Source organism: Providencia sp. UF-224, assembly GCF_058245955.1.
Genome location: NZ_JBSICC010000023.1, coordinates 1 through 16628 on the forward strand (window position 1 = coordinate 1; position 16628 = coordinate 16628).

Genomic DNA, 16628 nt, shown 5'->3' on the forward strand with positions numbered 1-16628 from the left:
TCGACATAATTATCGATTAATTTCCGTCATCTCAGCCAGTGCGCACGGTAAGATTGGTATAAAGGATAATAAAAGCTGATGAATGGGATGTAAATACACGTACCACTAACGCATCTCCCTAGGATAAGTGACTTAGCGTAAACTGGTTGAAATATCGCTATATAACTCTAATAAAACCAATAAAAATAAGCTGAAACAGGATAATACTCGAACAAAAAACACACTAAAACACGGTGAGCCCAGTAAGTTCTAATGTACATAGAAATAAACTATGTAACTAAAGGTTTCTAGTTCGGTTTTTTTTTAATTTGTTGATTTAATAGAGTTAATCTGGTTTTTTTGTTTTGCCCCTAATCTACACGATCTTTTCATAATACAATCCGGAATTTAAATTTTTAAATTTACATTAGTATGGGTTAATATATTGATATGTAATTATGATACTCTTAATAGGGGCGGCTGCTTAAGGCTTCTATTGAGATTAAATTGCCAGGGTCAGATAGGTAATTACATCCCCGCCAAGCTCTACAACCCAGCGGGGAGGCTCTATAAACTTATTTACTTACAGCATTATGTTTCACAAACTGAGCAAAGGTATCCGCCCACGGTTGCAAGAAATCTTTGCTTTTCGGTGAAATATGGCCTTGCTCATCCACCATACCGTCATACCATTTCAGGTAACATTCAGGTTGGTTCATCGTTGGCATATTCAAAAAGGCAAGGCTGTTGCGCAGGTGTTGCTGGGCAATTGCCGTACTGATATTACCGATAGAAACACCTAAAACCCCCGCAGGAATTGCATTCCACGAGTTATCACCCCAAGGGCGAGAGCCTTGGTCAATGGCATTTTTTAATACACCGGGGATAGAGCGATTATATTCAGGGGTGGCAAAAATAATGCCGTCACAGGCTTTAATTTGGGATTTAAAATTGGCAACGACAGGAGGCACATTTTGGTCAGCATCTTGATTGTAGAGAGGAAGGTCGCCAATGTTGATAAATTTGAATGAAAAATTTGCAGGGAACAACTTAGTCATGGCTTTAGCGACGATTAGGTTGTAAGAATCCGCACGCAAGCTACCCACAATAACACCAATATTATATTGTTTTGACATGGTAAAACCTCTTCTATCGACGGTTGGTGACGAATGTGACAAATAATTTGCACTTTGTCAGAATTTTATTTTGCATCTATTATTAAACATCATAACTCGAATCGGTGCAAAACTAAGTTAAATATAAAGTCAGCCAAAACAATAAAATCAAAATACAAAATAATTTTAAATTATCAATTAATTATGGGTTTATGGCTTATCTAAAATGGATATTGTGAGTCCCATTCCACTATTTTGATTTAACCTTGAACAAAACAGGGTTACTTGATTTTGGTCAAAATGAAACATACCGACTGGTCGGTATCATCCATTGCATGAACAAAACAGCGCAGCACAGAAAAAAAGACCCTATCAAACTCCAAGTGGAGCTACTGAAAGCGGCTCGTATTATTGCGGGTAGGGAAGGCATTTCTGCATTATCGCTTAATGCGGTCGCGCGGGAAGCGGGTGTCAGCAAAGGGGGGCTGATGCACCATTTCCCGAGCAAACAAGAGCTTATCCATGCGCTATTTCTGCAATTGCTGGGCATTATGGATGAGCGAATTAGCCTCATCATGGAAAATGATACCAATACATATGGGCGCTTTTCTCGCGCGTATTTACACTATATTGGCGAGCTAAAAGAGTCAGATGAAAGTTTCCAGCTCGCGTTATTGTCTTTGGCCATGCCTAATGAGCCTGTATTACGTAAATGCTGGCGTGATTGGGTGCTGGGCCACTTAGCTAAAGGTGATGAGTTCGATAACAGCTATTTAGGGGCGCTAGTGCGTTATGGTGCGGACGGTCTATGGTTATCATCGTTAACGGAGGGCGAAACGCTATCACAACAGGAACGTGATGCTATTGTCAGTCGGTTAACAGAAATATCGTTTGAAAAGCTGCCTTAATATGGATAAGTAAACACCGAAAATACCGTCATTAATATAATAAAAACATGGGGCGACAGTGAAATATAAAATCAATGCCTTCATTATATATGATGCAGTTGATGGCACTTTGTCTTTGAAAGACGACGAGGTGGATACGCAATTGTCTATTACCGCCAATGCTCTACTCTATTATTTTATCCAAAATAGGGGGGTGGTATCCCGTGACGATGTATTAAAAGCCGTGTGGGATGATAATGGGTTAGTTTCATCCAACAGTAATCTAAACCAATATTTGAGCTTATTAAGAAAAGCATTTCGCCAATATGGTATTGAAAATATCATTATTACGGTGGCAAGAGGGCGATTGGAATTTAATTCAGAGGTAACGTTAGAGCGTTTGAATGATGCCAAAATGCACCCCGCGGAATTTATTAAAAGCTTGGGTGAGATAGATGTCGCCGAAGTTGTATTATCGCCTGTTATTGAGCCACCGTTAATTGAACCAGAAAACAACGCTGCGCTACCCCCTAAGTCCCCCAAACCATTCACCAAAGCAAAAAGAGAAATGTGCTGGTATTTTGCCAGTGGTGCATTTTTGCTGTGCTCTATCTTATTATTAGTTATGGCTTATTTATCGAATCAGCCATCCCAACCGATTAATATGACGGTGCTGGAACATGCTGGTTGCGATGTGCTTTCAAATGAAAAAATGATTAACGGCACTGTCGCGCAAAATTATGTACAAAACTTTGACAAGGTGAGAAAGAACCTAAATCTTACCTGTGTAGAAAAAGAGCGATTTGTTTTCTTCTATGGGGATAAATTACAAACCAACGGATTAGGACGTGTGTTTTTAGCCCATTGCGCAGTAAATGAAGATAATCCTTTTAGCTACTGTGATAACTATTTTTATTATTCTTGGAAGCCATCATGAAAATATCTGGGAAAGTATTATGTTTACTGAGTGCTTTGCTTTTTATTGTGGTGGTGATTTATACGCAATCCGTTTTATTTGCTAATAAGCAAGATGGCTTAATGGTTTGTTCTACCAAAGGGATTATGCGTTTTGAAAATATGAAAGACGAAAACGTCAATGGCAATATTCACTTCAATTTTGGGGCGAATGGAAAAGGGTCTATTGTTGTTGAGGGTTATACAGACTCTAAAGCAGGATGGTTATATTTACAGCGCTATGTGAAATTTAATTATACGACCAAACGCGTGTCACCAACGGAGCGCCATTATAATATTAGTCAATGGGAATCGAGTGCCTCTTCCATTGATGAATCCCCCGATGTGATTTTTGACTACTTTATGCGGGAAATGTCTGATAGCCATGATGGCTTATTTCTTAACGCCCAAAAGCTCAATGACAAAGCGCTGTTATTAAGTTCAATTAGCTCCCCACTCTATATCTGCACATTAAAGCCTGGCAGTAAATTTGATTAGCAACATGCCTGTCGAGAGTATTAAAGTCGTCCTATTGTTGTATCTCTTTCCCTTCTAGTTGCCTTTAACTTCCATTGAAATGATAAGCACCTTTCGTGTTATTGGCAGGCTATCTTAGTGTGAGTTTCTTGGCTCAGTGCCTAAGTACCGTAATGTAAAAGGCTATCTTTATTTGCGAGCAAAGCTTATAAACCAGTGAGCCGCCCCACAGTTATCATTGCGTAAATTACCCCTTGGTATCAGCTTAATAATATCCTGTTAACAATCTCCCTCGATTAATCCGTAATCTATTTTTACTGTTTTTTATTCACCAGATGGATGCGTGAATTTTTGGTTTTTTTAGCACAGTTATGTGAATTAAAGACTTATCAAATCTAATTACTAGTCAAATATTCTAAGTATCTCCTTGCTGTGGATTTATATTTTGTTTTTATTTTTCGCCTCTATAGTGAATTTGAAGCCAAAGGCTGCGTTCAATTAATCACCGCGCAGACACTGTTGGCGTAAATGATTACCTCGGTTCTGCAAGAAACATGTATTCGGACACATCAACTTAAAGAGCGCGGTAAAGAAAAATGAAGAAGGCTTCTCGGAGGAAACAACAATGGGTGATGCATTAGGTCTTATCGAAACTAAAGGTCTGGTAGCTTGCATCGAAGCGGCTGATGCGATGTGTAAAGCCGCAAACGTTGAGCTAATCGGTTATGAAAATGTCGGTTCAGGCCTCGTAACCGCAATGGTTAAAGGAGATGTTGGCGCAGTCAAAGCAGCGGTTGATTCAGGTGTTGAATCTGCTCAGCGTGTTGGCGAAGTCGTGACATCGCTAGTCATTGCGCGTCCACATAACGATATCAACAAAATCGTGATTAAACATAAGGCATAACTTTTTCCGGAGGAAAAAACATGGGTGACGCATTAGGTCTTATCGAAACTCAAGGGTTAGTGGCATGTATTGAAGCGGCTGACTCAATGTGTAAAGCCGCAAATGTTGTGCTGATTGGTTATGAAAATGTTGGGTCAGGTTTAGTGACGGCAATGGTGAAAGGGGATGTTGGTGCAGTCAAAGCGGCGGTTGATTCAGGTGTTGAATCAGCTTCTCGTGTTGGCACTGTTGTGACATCTCTGGTGATTGCACGTCCTCACAGCGATATTCAGAAAATCGTCGCCCAGTATAAAGTCACGGAATAAAAAGGAAATTACTTATGAAAGAAGCGCTTGGATTAATCGAAACCAAAGGTTTAGTGGCCTGTATTGAAGCCGCTGATGCCATGTGTAAAGCCGCTAATGTCGAACTGATTGGCTATGAAAATGTCGGCTCAGGGCTGGTGACTGCGATGGTGAAAGGCGACGTCGGTGCGGTTAACGCAGCTGTTGAGTCGGGTGTTGAAGCCGCAAAACGTGTTGGCACCGTGGTGACATCACGTGTGATTGCTAGACCGCATAACGATATCGGCAAAATTGCACAGCAACACAAAGCCTAAGTTGTTGGCTGATAAGTAAATAAAACAACAAGTTAATTAGTTAATTTTGACTCCGATACGGGGGAAGACATGGTTGCATTAGATAAAGATCTGCAATCCAGACAACTGGCAAGAGAGCTAGTTAGAAACGCGAAACAAGCGCAGAAAGTTTTTGCGACATTTTCGCAGGAAAAAATCGACAGTATCGTGAAACACATTGCTATTGAATCCGCCCTTCACGCTGAAGAGCTGGCGAAAATGGCCAATGAAGAGACAGGTTTTGGTAAGTGGCAAGATAAAGTCCTGAAAAACACCTTCGCTTCAATGCGTGTCTATGAACACATCAAAGATCTCAAAACCGTTGGCATCATTAATGATGACAAAATCAACAAAGTCATGGATGTAGGCGTTCCATTAGGGGTGATCACGGCACTGGTGCCATCGACAAACCCGACATCGACCATCATCTACAAAACGTTGATTGCCTTAAAAGCAGGTAACGCCATTGTCTTCTCCCCGCATCCTAATGCCAAGGCCTGTAGTTTCCGCACATTAGACATCGTTAAAAAAGCGGCATTAGAAGCTGGCGCACCCGCCGGGATCGTTGATGGCGTCACGATGTTGACCCTTGAAGCGACCAAAGAGCTGATGCACAGCAAAGATGTTTCCTTAATTTTAGCGACTGGCGGGGAGGGCATGGTGCGTGCAGCCTATGCATCGGGTACGCCAACAATCAGTGGCGGTCCGGGTAATGGCCCTGCCTTTATTGAGCGCAGTGCCAATATCAAACAAGCCGTGAATGACATTATCACCAGTAAAACGTTTGATAACGGGGTGATTTGTGCGTCTGAGCAATCAATTATCGTCGAACGTTGTATTTATAACGAAGTGCACCGTGAGCTGTTAGCGCAAGGCGCTTACTTTATGAATGAAGACGAAGCGAAGCGCATGGCGTCAATGTTATTGCGGGCAAATGGCACCATCAACCCTGAAGTGGTTGGGAAAGATGCCATTACTTTAAGCCAACGCGCAGGGTTTAGCGTACCTGCAAATACTCGTGTGCTCATTGCGTTACAAGATACCGTTTCACCGAAAAACCCCTATTCGCGTGAAAAATTGTGCCCAATCTTAGGGATGTATATCGAAGAGGATTGGCAATCAGCCTGCCATCGTGTGGTGGACTTACTGACCAACGAAGGTTTAGGCCACACACTGGTGATCCACACGCAAAACGAAGATGTGATCCGCCAGTTCTCCCTCGAAAAACCGGTTAACCGTATTTTAATTAATACCCCTGCGGCACTGGGTGGTATTGGGGCTACGACCAATATTACACCTGCATTAACCTTAGGTTGCGGTGCAGTGGGCGGTGGTTCGAGTTCAGATAACGTCGGGCCAATGAACTTGTTGAACATTCGTAAAGTAGGTTATGGCGTGCGCTCTATTGATGATTTAAGACAGCCAGCACAACCGTGCTCAGTTGCTCAGCCTGCGGTTTCAACAGCAGTAAATCAATCGCAAATTAGCATTTTAGATGATGACCGTTTTCGCCAGCCAGTGACGGCTTCTGCACCTGTTTCTAACACCGCAGACAACCGTTTTAGTACGGCGGCCATCACGGAAGCGGTGGTTTCCCAAGGTGATATCACTGAGGAAAATGTTGAGCAAATCATCAAGGCCGTTCTCGGTCGCCTAAATAAGTAACTCATTGAAATAAGGCGGTATAAACCATGATTTTGGCAAAAGTAATCGGACATGTTGTCGCAACGCAAAAATGCCAAGAACTTAGCGGAAGCAATTTATTGATGGTTGCTGCGCTAGGGGATGACCTTGAACCGTTGAAAGACCGAACGTATGTCGCGGTAGACAGCGTTGGCGCTGGTATCAACGACATTGTGTTAGCCGAAGCGTATTTCGCGTTGAACAAAGACAAATACAAAGCCATGTCAGTGGTTGCCATTGTCGAAAAGGTTTATACCAAGGAGTAAACAACAGCATGAACCAGTTTCTCATTAAACCGCGAGTGCAATTTGGTGCTAACGCACTGGATTTCATCTCAACGATGCAAGCTCAGCAGGCCTTTATCGTGACCGATAAAGCCATGGTGAAGTTTGGCTTAGCAGAGGAAGTCACTCGTCGGTTAACACACTCAGGCATTGCGTTTTCAATGTATGACGATGTCCTGCCAGACCCTGATATTTCAGCCATCGTAAAAGGCATGAAAGTCATGGATGTGCAATATCCCGATGTGGTGATTGCGCTGGGTGGCGGCTCTGTGATTGATGCGGCGAAAGCGATTATTTACTCCTTATGGCACACGAAAAATGACGCCAATCGGGCAAAACCGCAGTTTATTGCCATCCCAACAACTAGCGGAACAGGCTCTGAAGTAACCAGTTTTTCAGTGATTAAGTCTCACTCTGAAAAACTGGTGTTAGTGGATGAGTTTATGTTGCCCGATGTGGCGATCCTCGACCCTGTTTTAGTGAAATCCGTCCCCGCTTCGATTACCGCAGATACCGGTATGGATGTGCTTTGCCATGCATTAGAAGCATATGTTTCCAATACCGCATCTGATTTCTCTGATGCGCTAGCGGAAAAAGCCGTACAACTGGTTTTCGGTCATTTGATTGACTGCTACCGCGAAGGGGGCAACTTGCTTGCTCGCGAAAAAATGCATAACGCTTCTTGTATTGCAGGAATGGCATTTACCAATGCTTCTTTAGGGATCACGCACAGTTTAGCTCACGCATTAGGCGGTGTGTTTCACATTCCACACGGCCGTGCCAATGCACTATTGATGGCACATGTAGTGGCATTTAATGCCGAGTTAGAAGGACGTTGTGATACCGATGCGGCGAAGCGCTATGCGCACCTTGCGAAGAATTTGAATTTACCTGCTTCTAACGTACGTGAAGGCGTTGAAAGCCTGATTATGGCAATCAACGTATTGAAAGATGAAATGAATATGCCAAAAGGCATTCAAGCAACAGGCATTAATGAAACCGATTTTAACGCCCGTTTAGGGGAAATGGTGGGGCAAGCACTGCGTGATAGTTGCACTCCGACCAATCCACGGGATGTGAACCAAGTGCAACTTGAAACGCTATATCGGCAATCTTTTTAACAGCAATAAGCTGTTAGGTGATGAACAACAAACTAAAACGAACATCAGGATAGGCTAACATGACTAAATATGCTCTGACCCCACGCGTAAAAATGCTGGCTGAACGCTTAAGTGCCCGCAATAGCTCAATTATTACTGAACGTGCCAACATTTTAGAAGCACTGGAAAACCAACTTTCGGGTGCGCCGCAGGCAATTAAACCTGCTCAACGTTTTTATGAATTTATTCGCCATTTCCCTGCGTTTATCGCGCAAGATGAATTGATTATTGGTAGCCAATCCTCCACACCACGTGGCGCGATTTTCTTCACTGAAAACGAAATTCACAGCAACAGTATTTACACCTTTTTAGCGGGGGACAGCACCGTTGATGCCCCTGACTATTTAGCGGTACTGAACATCGGTTTTTTAGAAATTAAATCTCAATTAGAAAACCGCGTAAGAAACATTGGTAGCGCGGTCAGCCGCAATAGTATTGATGAGGCAAATAACTGCCGTGCCGCAATTTATGCCTGTGATGCGGCTATTCATTTTGCGCAATCCCTTGCATCGAAAGCGGAAAGCATGGCTGCGGTGGAATCAAACCAATACCGCCGTTTAGAACTGCAAGAAAGCGCAGCAATTTTACGTAATGTCCCAGCTAAACCAGCACAAACCTTTAAAGAGGCTTGCCAAGCGTTCTATTTATTGCAGCTTATTTTGCATCTGGAAAATGGTAGCTATGCAGTTAACCCAATGGGCTTCGACAAAGCGGTTTACCCATTCTACCAACGAGACATCGAGCAAGGCCGTTTAACACCAGCCCAAGCGTATGAAGTGGTTGAAAGTTTATGGCTGAAATTGGCGGAGCTTTCTGAAGTGCGCTCGACAAAAGTGGTGGATGGTTACCCAATGTTTGATGCATTAAAAGGCGGTGTGTATTTAACCGACCCTCGCGTATGCATTAACGAATTATCCTCCATGATGTTATCGGCTCATGAGAATATCATGGCCGTCAATAATGGGTTAAAAGTTCGCTTATATTGTGGTCAAGCCAGTACGCAACCGCAATATTCTGCACCGAATGCCAGTTATGTTGCACCGTCTGCACAAGCTGAGACAGAATTTAAAGTCATGGAAGGGCTGACCCCACGTTTACAACGCCTGCGTAATCGCTATTTGGAAGCGCGTCCAAGCGTCTCTATCTACCGCGCTTTAGCCTTTACTGACGTTGTCAAAAATAACCCAGGTTTACCGCCGATTTTACTGCGCGCAAAAGCGTTTCGCCGCGCATGTGAAACCGCACCAATCTTAATCCAACCGGAAGAGTTAATTGTTGGGCATCCATGTGGAAAACCGCGTGCAGGTGCATTCTCCCCAGATATCGCATGGCGCTGGGTGGTCGAAGAACTCGACACCATGAGCACGCGCCCACAAGACCCATTTGTTATCTCTGAAGAAGACAAAAAAGTCATTCGTGAAGATATCGCACCGTTCTGGGAAGGCCGCTCATTAGATGAAATCTGTGAGGCGCAATACCGTGAGGCAGGTGTGTGGGAGTTTAGTGGCGAAACGTTTGTCAGTGACTTGTCCTATCACCAAATCAACGGTGGGGGCGATACTTGCCCAGGCTACGACGTCTTATTATTCACTAAAGGTATGAATGGGATTAAAGCAGATGCACAGGCGAAACTGGCCGAGCTCAGCATGGAAAACCCGGATGATATCGACCGTATCTATTTCTATAAAGCGTCTATTGAAACTTGTGAAGGCGTTGTGGCTTACGCACACCGTATCGCAGAGCATGCACGTGAATTAGCCGCAAAAGAAACGGACGCAAAACGTCGTGAAGAGTTACTGACTATCGCGCAAGTGAATGAAAATGTGCCTGCCAACCCACCAGTGACCTTACAAGAAGCATTGCAAAGCATTTGGACGGTGGAGTCTCTGTTTGAAATCGAGGAAAACCAAACGGGCCTGTCTTTAGGGCGCCTCGATCAATATTGCTTACCGATGTATGAAAACGACATCAAAACAGGCCGCTTAACACAAGAGCAAGCACTGGAAATGATGCAGGCGTTTATCATCAAATGTGCTGAATTAATGTGGATGTCCAGTGAGTTAGGGGCGAAATATTTTGCGGGTTACCAGCCGTTTATCAACTTAACCGTGGGCGGGCAAAAACGCTCAGGCGGTGATGCGTGTAATGACCTGACCTACTTAATTATGGATGCAGTGCGCTTTGTTAAAGTATACCAACCATCACTGGCTTGCCGTATCCATAACCAATCACCACAGAAATACATGGAAAAAATTGTCGATGTGGTTAAAGCCGGTATGGGCTTCCCTGCCTGCCACTTCGATGATTCCCATATCAAAATGATGCTGCGTAAAGGCTTTGATTTTGAAGATGCGCGTGACTACTGCTTGATGGGCTGCGTTGAACCACAAAAATCAGGCCGAATTTATCAATGGACATCAACAGGTTATACCCAGTGGCCAATCGCTATTGAGTTTGTCTTAAACCGTGGTCGCATGGTGCTATTTGATAGCTACCAAGGTTTAGATACGGGTGACCTGCGTGATTTGAGAACCTTCGAAGACTTTGACCGCGCGGTGAAACAACAAATCGCCCATATCGTCCGTTTATCCGCTGTTGGTACGGTGATTAGCCAGCGTGTACACCGTGATGTTGCGCCAAAACCATTAATGTCCTTGCTGGTGGAAGGCTGTATGGAAAAAGGTAAAGACGTTGCGGCAGGTGGTGCGATGGTTAACCACGGCCCAGGTTTGATTTTCTCTGGCCTTGCGACTTACGTCGATTCCCTCGCCGCCATTCGCAAACTGGTTTATGAAGATAAACGTTACACCCTTGAGCAAGTGCGTGATGGCTTATTAGCTAACTTTGAAGGCTATGAAGAACTGCGTCGTGACTGCTTAAATGCGCCGAAATTTGGTAACGATGACAACTATGTTGACCAATATGCACTGGATATTACGGAGTGGACAGAGCGTGAGTGCCGTAAATACGACATGTTGTACTCCACATTCAGCCACGGAACTTTGTCGATTTCGAATAATACCCCAATCGGGGAATTGACTGCCGCGAGTGCCAATGGTCGTTTGGCGTGGATGCCACTATCCGATGGTATCAGCCCAACACAAGGTGCAGACAAACAAGGCCCAACCGCCATCATAAAATCCATCAGTAAAATGAATGTGGAAACAATGAACATCGGTATGGTGCATAACTTCAAGTTCTTAAAAGGCTTGTTGGATACACCAGAAGGTCGCCACGGCTTAATTACCTTACTCAGAACCGCTTCTATTTTAGGTAATGGCCAAATGCAATTTAGTTATGTCGACAATGAAATGCTGAAAAAAGCACAGCAAGAACCTGAAAAATATCGTGATTTAATCGTTCGAGTTGCAGGTTACAGCGCTTACTTCGTCGAACTCTGTAAAGAAGTTCAAGATGAAATTATTAGCCGTACCGTGATTGAGAAGTTCTAAATCGATATCGGCAGGTATGGTGACATACCTGCCATTTCAGAATAAAAACAATAAGTTTTGCCATATTTTGAGGTGCAATGATGAGCGCGGCAGATATTAAAGGTCGGATATTTAATATCCAAAAATATTCCATTTATGACGGCGATGGTATTCGCACGCTGATCTTCCTTAAAGGGTGCAATATTCGTTGTCTATGGTGTGCAAACCCTGAAGGGTTAAGTAGCCAATTTCAAGTGATGTTTTCCCACGATAAATGCGTCAATTGCGGTAAGTGTGTGGATGTTTGCCCTACCGGTATTCATTACAAAACAACCAATGAGCAGGGTGAACAAATTCACCGTGTAAATCGTAGCATTGATTGTATTGGCTGCCGTAAATGTGAAGAAGTGTGCATTGGCGGTGCGTTAGACATTATGGGCAAAGATGTCACGGTCGCGGAAATGATGGAAATCATTATGCAAGATTATGATTTTTATATTTCTTCTGGTGGTGGCGTCACGATTGGTGGCGGGGAAATGAGTCTGCAAACTGATTTTGCGGTTGAGCTACTGCGTGAATGCAAAAAAATGATGATTAATACCGCGGTAGAAACCCAAGGGACAACATCATTAGCCAACTATGAAAAGCTCGCCCAAGTTGTTGATTTGTTTTTGTATGACATCAAACATATCGATAGCGCACAGCATAAAAGTATCTTTGGTATTGGTAACGAAAATGTACGCCAAAACCTTGAAAGACTTATTGAATTAGGTGCAAACGTGGTGGTGCGGATGCCTTTGGTTCGTGGGTATAACGATTCGTACGATGCCATCACGGGTGCCATTGAATACGCGATGGAATTAGCCAAACGCGGCAATGTAAAACGTATCGATATTCTACCTTATCACCAGTTGGGACGCGGTAAATACGACAAACTGGACATGATTTACCCAGTGAAGCAAGACCCAACCTATAGCGCAGAAGAGCTTGACCAATTAGAAGCGTTCTTTAAACAGTTTGATTTTGATATTCGACTGGTTCGTCACTAAGTAGGAGAGACAGATGAAAAGTTTAGGTGTGATTGAAACTCGGGGACTGACATCCGCAATACAGGCTGCGGATGCGGCGTGTAAAGCGGCGAGTGTTGAGATTGTCGGTTATCGGAAAATTGGTTCTGGCCTGGTTTCTGTTTGTTTTCAAGGGGAAATCAGTGCAGTACGTACCGCCGTCGACCACGGTATTGCGGTAATTAGCAATAGCCAATTATGCGTAGGCTCACTGGTGATTGCGCGCCCTGAAGAAAGTGTGATTACAAAATTATTAACAGTAAAAAGCAAAAAAGGCGAGTTAGAAAAAAGCGCCGAACAAGCTGAAAAACCAAAAGAAAATTTGGTTACCGAGGAAAAAGCTGAACCAGAAGTGACGGAAAATAGCGTTAAAGAGCCCAAAAATGACCTGCGTAAAGGTAAAAAATCATGATGAATGAGCAATTGATGGGCAAAATTTTATCTCGCCTTTCAACTTACAACCCTGCAAGTGGAATGCAACCTGCGATTGCGATCCCTGTGGGCGTTTCTAACCGCCATGTACACCTTTCGCAACAGGATGTCGAAGCCTTATTTGGTCAAGGTTATCAACTCACGCCGTTTAAGGATCTCAAGCAGCCTGGGCAGTTTGCGGCGAAGGAGTGCGTGATGGTGGTTGGGCCAAAAGGCTCAATTAGTAAGGTTAGAGTTTTAGGTCCTGTACGCCCAAAAAGCCAGTTAGAGGTCTCAAAAGCGGATTGCTTTGCCTTAGGAATTAAAGCGCCAGTGAGGGAGTCTGGTGATTTAACGGATTCTGGCAGCGCATTATTAATTGGCCCTGCAGGGCATGCAAACCTTGAATCTCAAGTGATTTGCGCGCAGCGTCATATTCATATGAACACGATGGATGCCAGAGCGTTAAACGTGGTGAATGGGCAAAAGGTCAATATTCGCACGGAAGGTGAGCGCCGCTTAGTGTTTGATGAAGTTGTTGTCCGTGTGGATGAGCGCTTTTCCCTTGAATTTCATATTGATACTGACGAAGCCAACGCTGCGGGTCTGCGCAATAATGACAGCGTATTTATTGTTGGTTAAGGGATGGTGGCAAGGTGAACGAAAAACAGATTGAGCAGATAGTTGAGCAAATTGTACGGCAGTTAAATCAACGCGTTCTTGTAGTGTTATCCCCAGTAGAGGGCTACCAACAGGCGATTTATCAAAGACTAACGCAATTTTCATCGGTTTCTTTTTCACTCTACGCTACGGATTTAATGCCCTCAACACCGTATTTTAAACAGTGGGCAACGCTGGGAACAATGTTTGATAAAAATACGTTACAGCTAAATGCATTAGGACGTTATCACAGCGTATTTTTGCCTTTTATTGATGCCAAAGTGGTAGGGGAAGTGGCAAATGGCTTGTTTACCAGTGAGGAAAGCCAGCTGGTCTTGCATGCCCTTGCTCAAAATATTCCTGTATTGGCATTAAAACACCATTGTTGCCCTGAAAGTGAACTCAGCCAAATTTTAGGTTTAGATAAAAATAAACACTATAACAACTTGATTAAAGAAAATATGACGAAGCTTATTTCGTTGGGCGTGCAATTTAATACATTCAATGAAATTGAAAATAAGCTTTTAAAAAATAATGTTAATCAAATTACAGAGCCTAAAAATAACCACTACGAAAGTCGCTATATTACTTTAAATGAAGTAATGAAAAACCCTGGAGGGTATATTGCGAATGATAATAAATTAACAGATTCAGCTATCGATTATTTGAAATCTTTAAAGAAATAAAATATCAAAATTAATTTAATCTAATTTGTCTATTTATTGTAGGAGTATTATCTATGTCCCCTAAAGCAAAATCATGGCTTTGGATGCTGGCGGTTATTATTTCAGAAACCTCAGCAACCTCTACATTGAAAATGTTTGATAATAGTGAAGGTACTACAAAATCCTTATTATTAGCACTGATCGTTGTATTGTATGTTATCTGTTATTACTCACTTTCCCGAGCGGTTAAATATATCCCTGTAGGCTTGGCTTACGCAACATGGTCAGGTACAGGGATCCTTATGGTATCCACACTTGGCATGTTGTTTTATGGGCAACATCCTGATACGGCAGCAATGATTGGTATGGCGGTTATCGCAAGTGGGATTGTGATCATGAATCTGTTCTCTAAAATGGGCGCGGATGAAGAAGAAGCCGAAGCACCCAATAAAGAAACGAAAGAGTCATTATTATCCACCAATAATAAAGCCGTTCATTAATTAAAATTTAAGGGGAAAGATTATGTTTACTGGATTTTTATGGCTAGCACTTTCGATTGGTTCTGAAATAACCGGAACCTCAATGATTAAAAAAACCAATAGCTTCAGCAAACTCGGTCCGTCTATTTTAGTGATCATCGCCTACTGTTTATGTTATTTCGCATTGACCCGCGCAATGGGGTATATCCCAGTCGGAGTGGCTTATTCATTATGGTGTGGATTTGGTATTGTCGGTGTGACATTAGTTTCCATGATTTTATATAAACAAAAACCCGATTTTCCTGCGGTATTTGCGATGGGGTTAATTATCTCCGGTGGGATAATTATGAATACTTTCTCGACGATGTAAGTCTTATTTTATTTTGCTCTTTATCTCGTTCATTGTTTGCCCTCAACTGTTTTTCTGTTGAGGGTTATTTTTTGCAAATCATCTGAGGTCGCTGAATTTTTCGCAATATAAAATGATTGTTTGGCGATAATATCTTCTGCGTGGCCTATGCTAATTTAGTGACTAATAATGATTTAGTTTAGGAATGAAGAGTATGCAAATTATTGAGTGGGATGATTTTACCCGTGTTGAAATGCGTGTTGGTACTATTATTAGTGCAGAGCTAAACAGTAAGGCCAAGAAACCCGCGTATGTGATGGAAGTTGATCTTGGGGAGCTGGGTATTAAACGCTCTAGCGCACAAATTACCGTCAATTACACCCCTGAAAGCCTAATCGGCAAGCGTATTCTTTGCGTTTGTAACTTTGAAGTAAAACGTATAGCAGGCATCAAATCTGAAGTATTAATCACAGGGGCGCCTGATGAAACGGGGGCTATTGTCCTTGCTGAATTTAATTTGCCTCTTCCAAATGGCGCTTTACTTGCCTAATGCTCAATGCTCGTCATATTTCGCACTGTAGCGGTGTTGGCTACACAAAGTTACCCTAGTCACATACTTTTGTATGCTCCTAGGATCTCATTTTCTTGCCGCTTTGCTACAGCACGAACTATTTAGAGCATTTAATTTGATATAACTTTTCGTTATATTTATTTGAATTCTCAAGTGATGCCATATTGGCATCACTGCCATTTATAGGTAAAAAGGTTATACTGCGACTATCTGTATCAGTGGGAGTGTTTCCTTTGCGATTACCTGAGCTGCATTTTCGGCAATATTCTGACGAAGTCATTTCTCATCAACATGATGGGCAGTGGCAAGTCGTATTGTCGTTATCAGGGCAAATGGAAATCAATATGCATCGGCAGCATTTTCAATTAGATGCAGGAAAGGGTATCGTGATCCCGCCAAGTGTGAGCCATGCGTTTAGTGGCCAAGATGGTAATCAAAACTACGTTCTGGAAATGCCAGCCACTGCGCAGTGGGCGCTAGACGAAAAAATGACCCAATTTACACTTACGCCATCAGCAATGGGTTTACTTCATTGGCTACAAAGCTTTCCTCAAGCACCTGAAAATAATTTTGCCGTGGCGCGTTTACTGTTGGCGCAATTAAAACCTGAAAGTCAGTGGATTGATGCGGTTTCTCAATGGGTTGAAACACGGCTGCACTTGCCCATTAGTTGTGAAGATATGGCATTGGCTTTTTGTATGTCAGTTAGTACGTTACAACGGAGAGTTAAGGCCGTAACAGATTTAACGGCGATGCAATTTATCCAGCAAAAAAGGATGGAAGCTGCGGGGAGTTTGCTGCTCACCAACAGCAGTATAGAAACAATAGGCCTCTGTGTTGGCTATGATTCTCATTCTGCATTTAGCCATGCATTTAAAAAATACTATGGCAAAACCCCGCTTGAATACCGAACACAAATGGCAATATCCCGTTAAA

General features: G+C 42.9%; 19 protein-coding genes. 18 read left to right on the forward strand and 1 reads right to left on the reverse strand.

All coding sequences use genetic code 11. The features are described 5' to 3' along the window. Nucleotides 1-554: 554 nt before the first annotated feature. Nucleotides 555-1115, reverse strand: a complete 561-nt coding sequence (locus tag AC4IFO_RS17460) for an NADPH-dependent FMN reductase (RefSeq protein ID WP_490736297.1) — start codon at nt 1113-1115, stop codon at nt 555-557. 314 nt (nt 1116-1429) lie between these two features. Here AC4IFO_RS17460 and AC4IFO_RS17465 point away from each other — a divergent pair, with 314 nt between their 5' ends. The 18 genes from AC4IFO_RS17465 (at nt 1430) to AC4IFO_RS17550 (ending at nt 16627) form a co-directional block, all read left to right on the forward strand. Further along, nucleotides 1430-2002, forward strand: coding sequence for a TetR/AcrR family transcriptional regulator (locus AC4IFO_RS17465; protein WP_273802833.1), 573 nt, complete (start codon nt 1430-1432; stop codon nt 2000-2002). 58 nt (nt 2003-2060) lie between these two features. Next, complete coding sequence (locus tag AC4IFO_RS17470) at nt 2061-2918, forward strand: winged helix-turn-helix domain-containing protein (RefSeq protein WP_490736300.1); 858 nt, start codon at nt 2061-2063, stop codon at nt 2916-2918. Beyond that, nucleotides 2915-3433, forward strand: coding sequence for a FidL-like protein (locus AC4IFO_RS17475; RefSeq protein ID WP_490736302.1), 519 nt, complete (start codon nt 2915-2917; stop codon nt 3431-3433). Before AC4IFO_RS17470 ends, AC4IFO_RS17475 begins: the two co-directional genes overlap by 4 nt. A 604-nt stretch (nt 3434-4037) precedes the next feature. Then, on the forward strand, nt 4038-4316 hold the full coding sequence (locus AC4IFO_RS17480) for a BMC domain-containing protein (protein ID WP_004249182.1): 279 nt from the start codon (nt 4038-4040) through the stop codon (nt 4314-4316). Between the two features lie 20 nt (nt 4317-4336). After that, nucleotides 4337-4621, forward strand: a complete 285-nt coding sequence (locus AC4IFO_RS17485; protein WP_042845468.1) for a BMC domain-containing protein — start codon at nt 4337-4339, stop codon at nt 4619-4621. Nucleotides 4622-4635: 14 nt separating this feature from the next. Next, a complete protein-coding gene (locus tag AC4IFO_RS17490; protein WP_006658501.1) occupies nt 4636-4914 on the forward strand; it encodes a BMC domain-containing protein in 279 nt (92 codons plus the stop codon). A 69-nt stretch (nt 4915-4983) separates the two neighbouring features. After that, the gene (locus tag AC4IFO_RS17495) at nt 4984-6597 is read left to right on the forward strand and encodes an acetaldehyde dehydrogenase (acetylating) (RefSeq protein WP_490736305.1); all 1614 of its coding nucleotides are present in this window, start codon (nt 4984-4986) and stop codon (nt 6595-6597) included. 26 nt (nt 6598-6623) lie between these two features. Continuing rightward, on the forward strand, nt 6624-6881 hold the full coding sequence (locus tag AC4IFO_RS17500; protein WP_047757248.1) for a EutN/CcmL family microcompartment protein: 258 nt from the start codon (nt 6624-6626) through the stop codon (nt 6879-6881). Nucleotides 6882-6889: 8 nt separating this feature from the next. Next, on the forward strand, nt 6890-8020 hold the full coding sequence (locus AC4IFO_RS17505) for a 1-propanol dehydrogenase PduQ (RefSeq protein ID WP_490736307.1): 1131 nt from the start codon (nt 6890-6892) through the stop codon (nt 8018-8020). A gap of 59 nt (nt 8021-8079) precedes the next feature. Next, a complete protein-coding gene (gene cutC / locus AC4IFO_RS17510; RefSeq protein ID WP_490736309.1) occupies nt 8080-11511 on the forward strand; it encodes a choline trimethylamine-lyase in 3432 nt (1143 codons plus the stop codon). Between the two features lie 77 nt (nt 11512-11588). Then, entirely contained in the window at nt 11589-12539 is a 951-nt protein-coding gene (gene cutD, locus AC4IFO_RS17515; RefSeq protein ID WP_490736311.1) for a choline TMA-lyase-activating enzyme, read from the forward strand. A 13-nt stretch (nt 12540-12552) separates the two neighbouring features. Continuing rightward, a complete protein-coding gene (locus tag AC4IFO_RS17520; RefSeq protein WP_490736313.1) occupies nt 12553-12969 on the forward strand; it encodes a BMC domain-containing protein in 417 nt (138 codons plus the stop codon). After that, nucleotides 12966-13610 carry a phosphate propanoyltransferase gene (locus tag AC4IFO_RS17525; RefSeq protein ID WP_490736315.1) on the forward strand — a complete coding sequence of 215 codons (645 nt, stop codon included), beginning with the start codon at nt 12966-12968 and terminating at the stop codon, nt 13608-13610. The genes AC4IFO_RS17520 and AC4IFO_RS17525 overlap by 4 nt, the downstream gene beginning before the upstream one ends. 14 nt (nt 13611-13624) lie before the next feature. Then, nucleotides 13625-14314, forward strand: coding sequence for a hypothetical protein (locus AC4IFO_RS17530; RefSeq protein WP_490736317.1), 690 nt, complete (start codon nt 13625-13627; stop codon nt 14312-14314). A 53-nt stretch (nt 14315-14367) separates the two neighbouring features. Then, complete coding sequence (locus tag AC4IFO_RS17535; protein ID WP_374446614.1) at nt 14368-14793, forward strand: DMT family transporter; 426 nt, start codon at nt 14368-14370, stop codon at nt 14791-14793. A 22-nt stretch (nt 14794-14815) separates the two neighbouring features. Further along, nucleotides 14816-15142, forward strand: coding sequence for a DMT family transporter (locus AC4IFO_RS17540; protein WP_206083448.1), 327 nt, complete (start codon nt 14816-14818; stop codon nt 15140-15142). Nucleotides 15143-15335: 193 nt separating this feature from the next. Continuing rightward, on the forward strand, nt 15336-15671 hold the full coding sequence (locus AC4IFO_RS17545) for a tRNA-binding protein (RefSeq protein WP_490736319.1): 336 nt from the start codon (nt 15336-15338) through the stop codon (nt 15669-15671). 254 nt (nt 15672-15925) lie between these two features. After that, complete coding sequence (locus AC4IFO_RS17550; RefSeq protein ID WP_490736321.1) at nt 15926-16627, forward strand: helix-turn-helix transcriptional regulator; 702 nt, start codon at nt 15926-15928, stop codon at nt 16625-16627. Nucleotide 16628: the final 1 nt, after the last annotated feature.

Coding starts and splice junctions, on each gene's coding strand:
- AC4IFO_RS17460 (WP_490736297.1), bottom strand. CDS start 1,115: ATGTCAAAACAATATAATATTGGTGTTATTGTGGGTAGCTTGCGTGCG.
- AC4IFO_RS17465 (WP_273802833.1), top strand. CDS start 1,430: ATGAACAAAACAGCGCAGCACAGAAAAAAAGACCCTATCAAACTCCAA.
- AC4IFO_RS17475 (WP_490736302.1), top strand. CDS start 2,915: ATGAAAATATCTGGGAAAGTATTATGTTTACTGAGTGCTTTGCTTTTT.
- AC4IFO_RS17480 (WP_004249182.1), top strand. CDS start 4,038: ATGGGTGATGCATTAGGTCTTATCGAAACTAAAGGTCTGGTAGCTTGC.
- AC4IFO_RS17485 (WP_042845468.1), top strand. CDS start 4,337: ATGGGTGACGCATTAGGTCTTATCGAAACTCAAGGGTTAGTGGCATGT.
- AC4IFO_RS17490 (WP_006658501.1), top strand. CDS start 4,636: ATGAAAGAAGCGCTTGGATTAATCGAAACCAAAGGTTTAGTGGCCTGT.
- AC4IFO_RS17495 (WP_490736305.1), top strand. CDS start 4,984: ATGGTTGCATTAGATAAAGATCTGCAATCCAGACAACTGGCAAGAGAG.
- AC4IFO_RS17500 (WP_047757248.1), top strand. CDS start 6,624: ATGATTTTGGCAAAAGTAATCGGACATGTTGTCGCAACGCAAAAATGC.
- AC4IFO_RS17505 (WP_490736307.1), top strand. CDS start 6,890: ATGAACCAGTTTCTCATTAAACCGCGAGTGCAATTTGGTGCTAACGCA.
- cutC (WP_490736309.1), top strand. CDS start 8,080: ATGACTAAATATGCTCTGACCCCACGCGTAAAAATGCTGGCTGAACGC.
- cutD (WP_490736311.1), top strand. CDS start 11,589: ATGATGAGCGCGGCAGATATTAAAGGTCGGATATTTAATATCCAAAAA.
- AC4IFO_RS17520 (WP_490736313.1), top strand. CDS start 12,553: ATGAAAAGTTTAGGTGTGATTGAAACTCGGGGACTGACATCCGCAATA.
- AC4IFO_RS17525 (WP_490736315.1), top strand. CDS start 12,966: ATGATGAATGAGCAATTGATGGGCAAAATTTTATCTCGCCTTTCAACT.
- AC4IFO_RS17535 (WP_374446614.1), top strand. CDS start 14,368: ATGTCCCCTAAAGCAAAATCATGGCTTTGGATGCTGGCGGTTATTATT.
- AC4IFO_RS17540 (WP_206083448.1), top strand. CDS start 14,816: ATGTTTACTGGATTTTTATGGCTAGCACTTTCGATTGGTTCTGAAATA.
- AC4IFO_RS17545 (WP_490736319.1), top strand. CDS start 15,336: ATGCAAATTATTGAGTGGGATGATTTTACCCGTGTTGAAATGCGTGTT.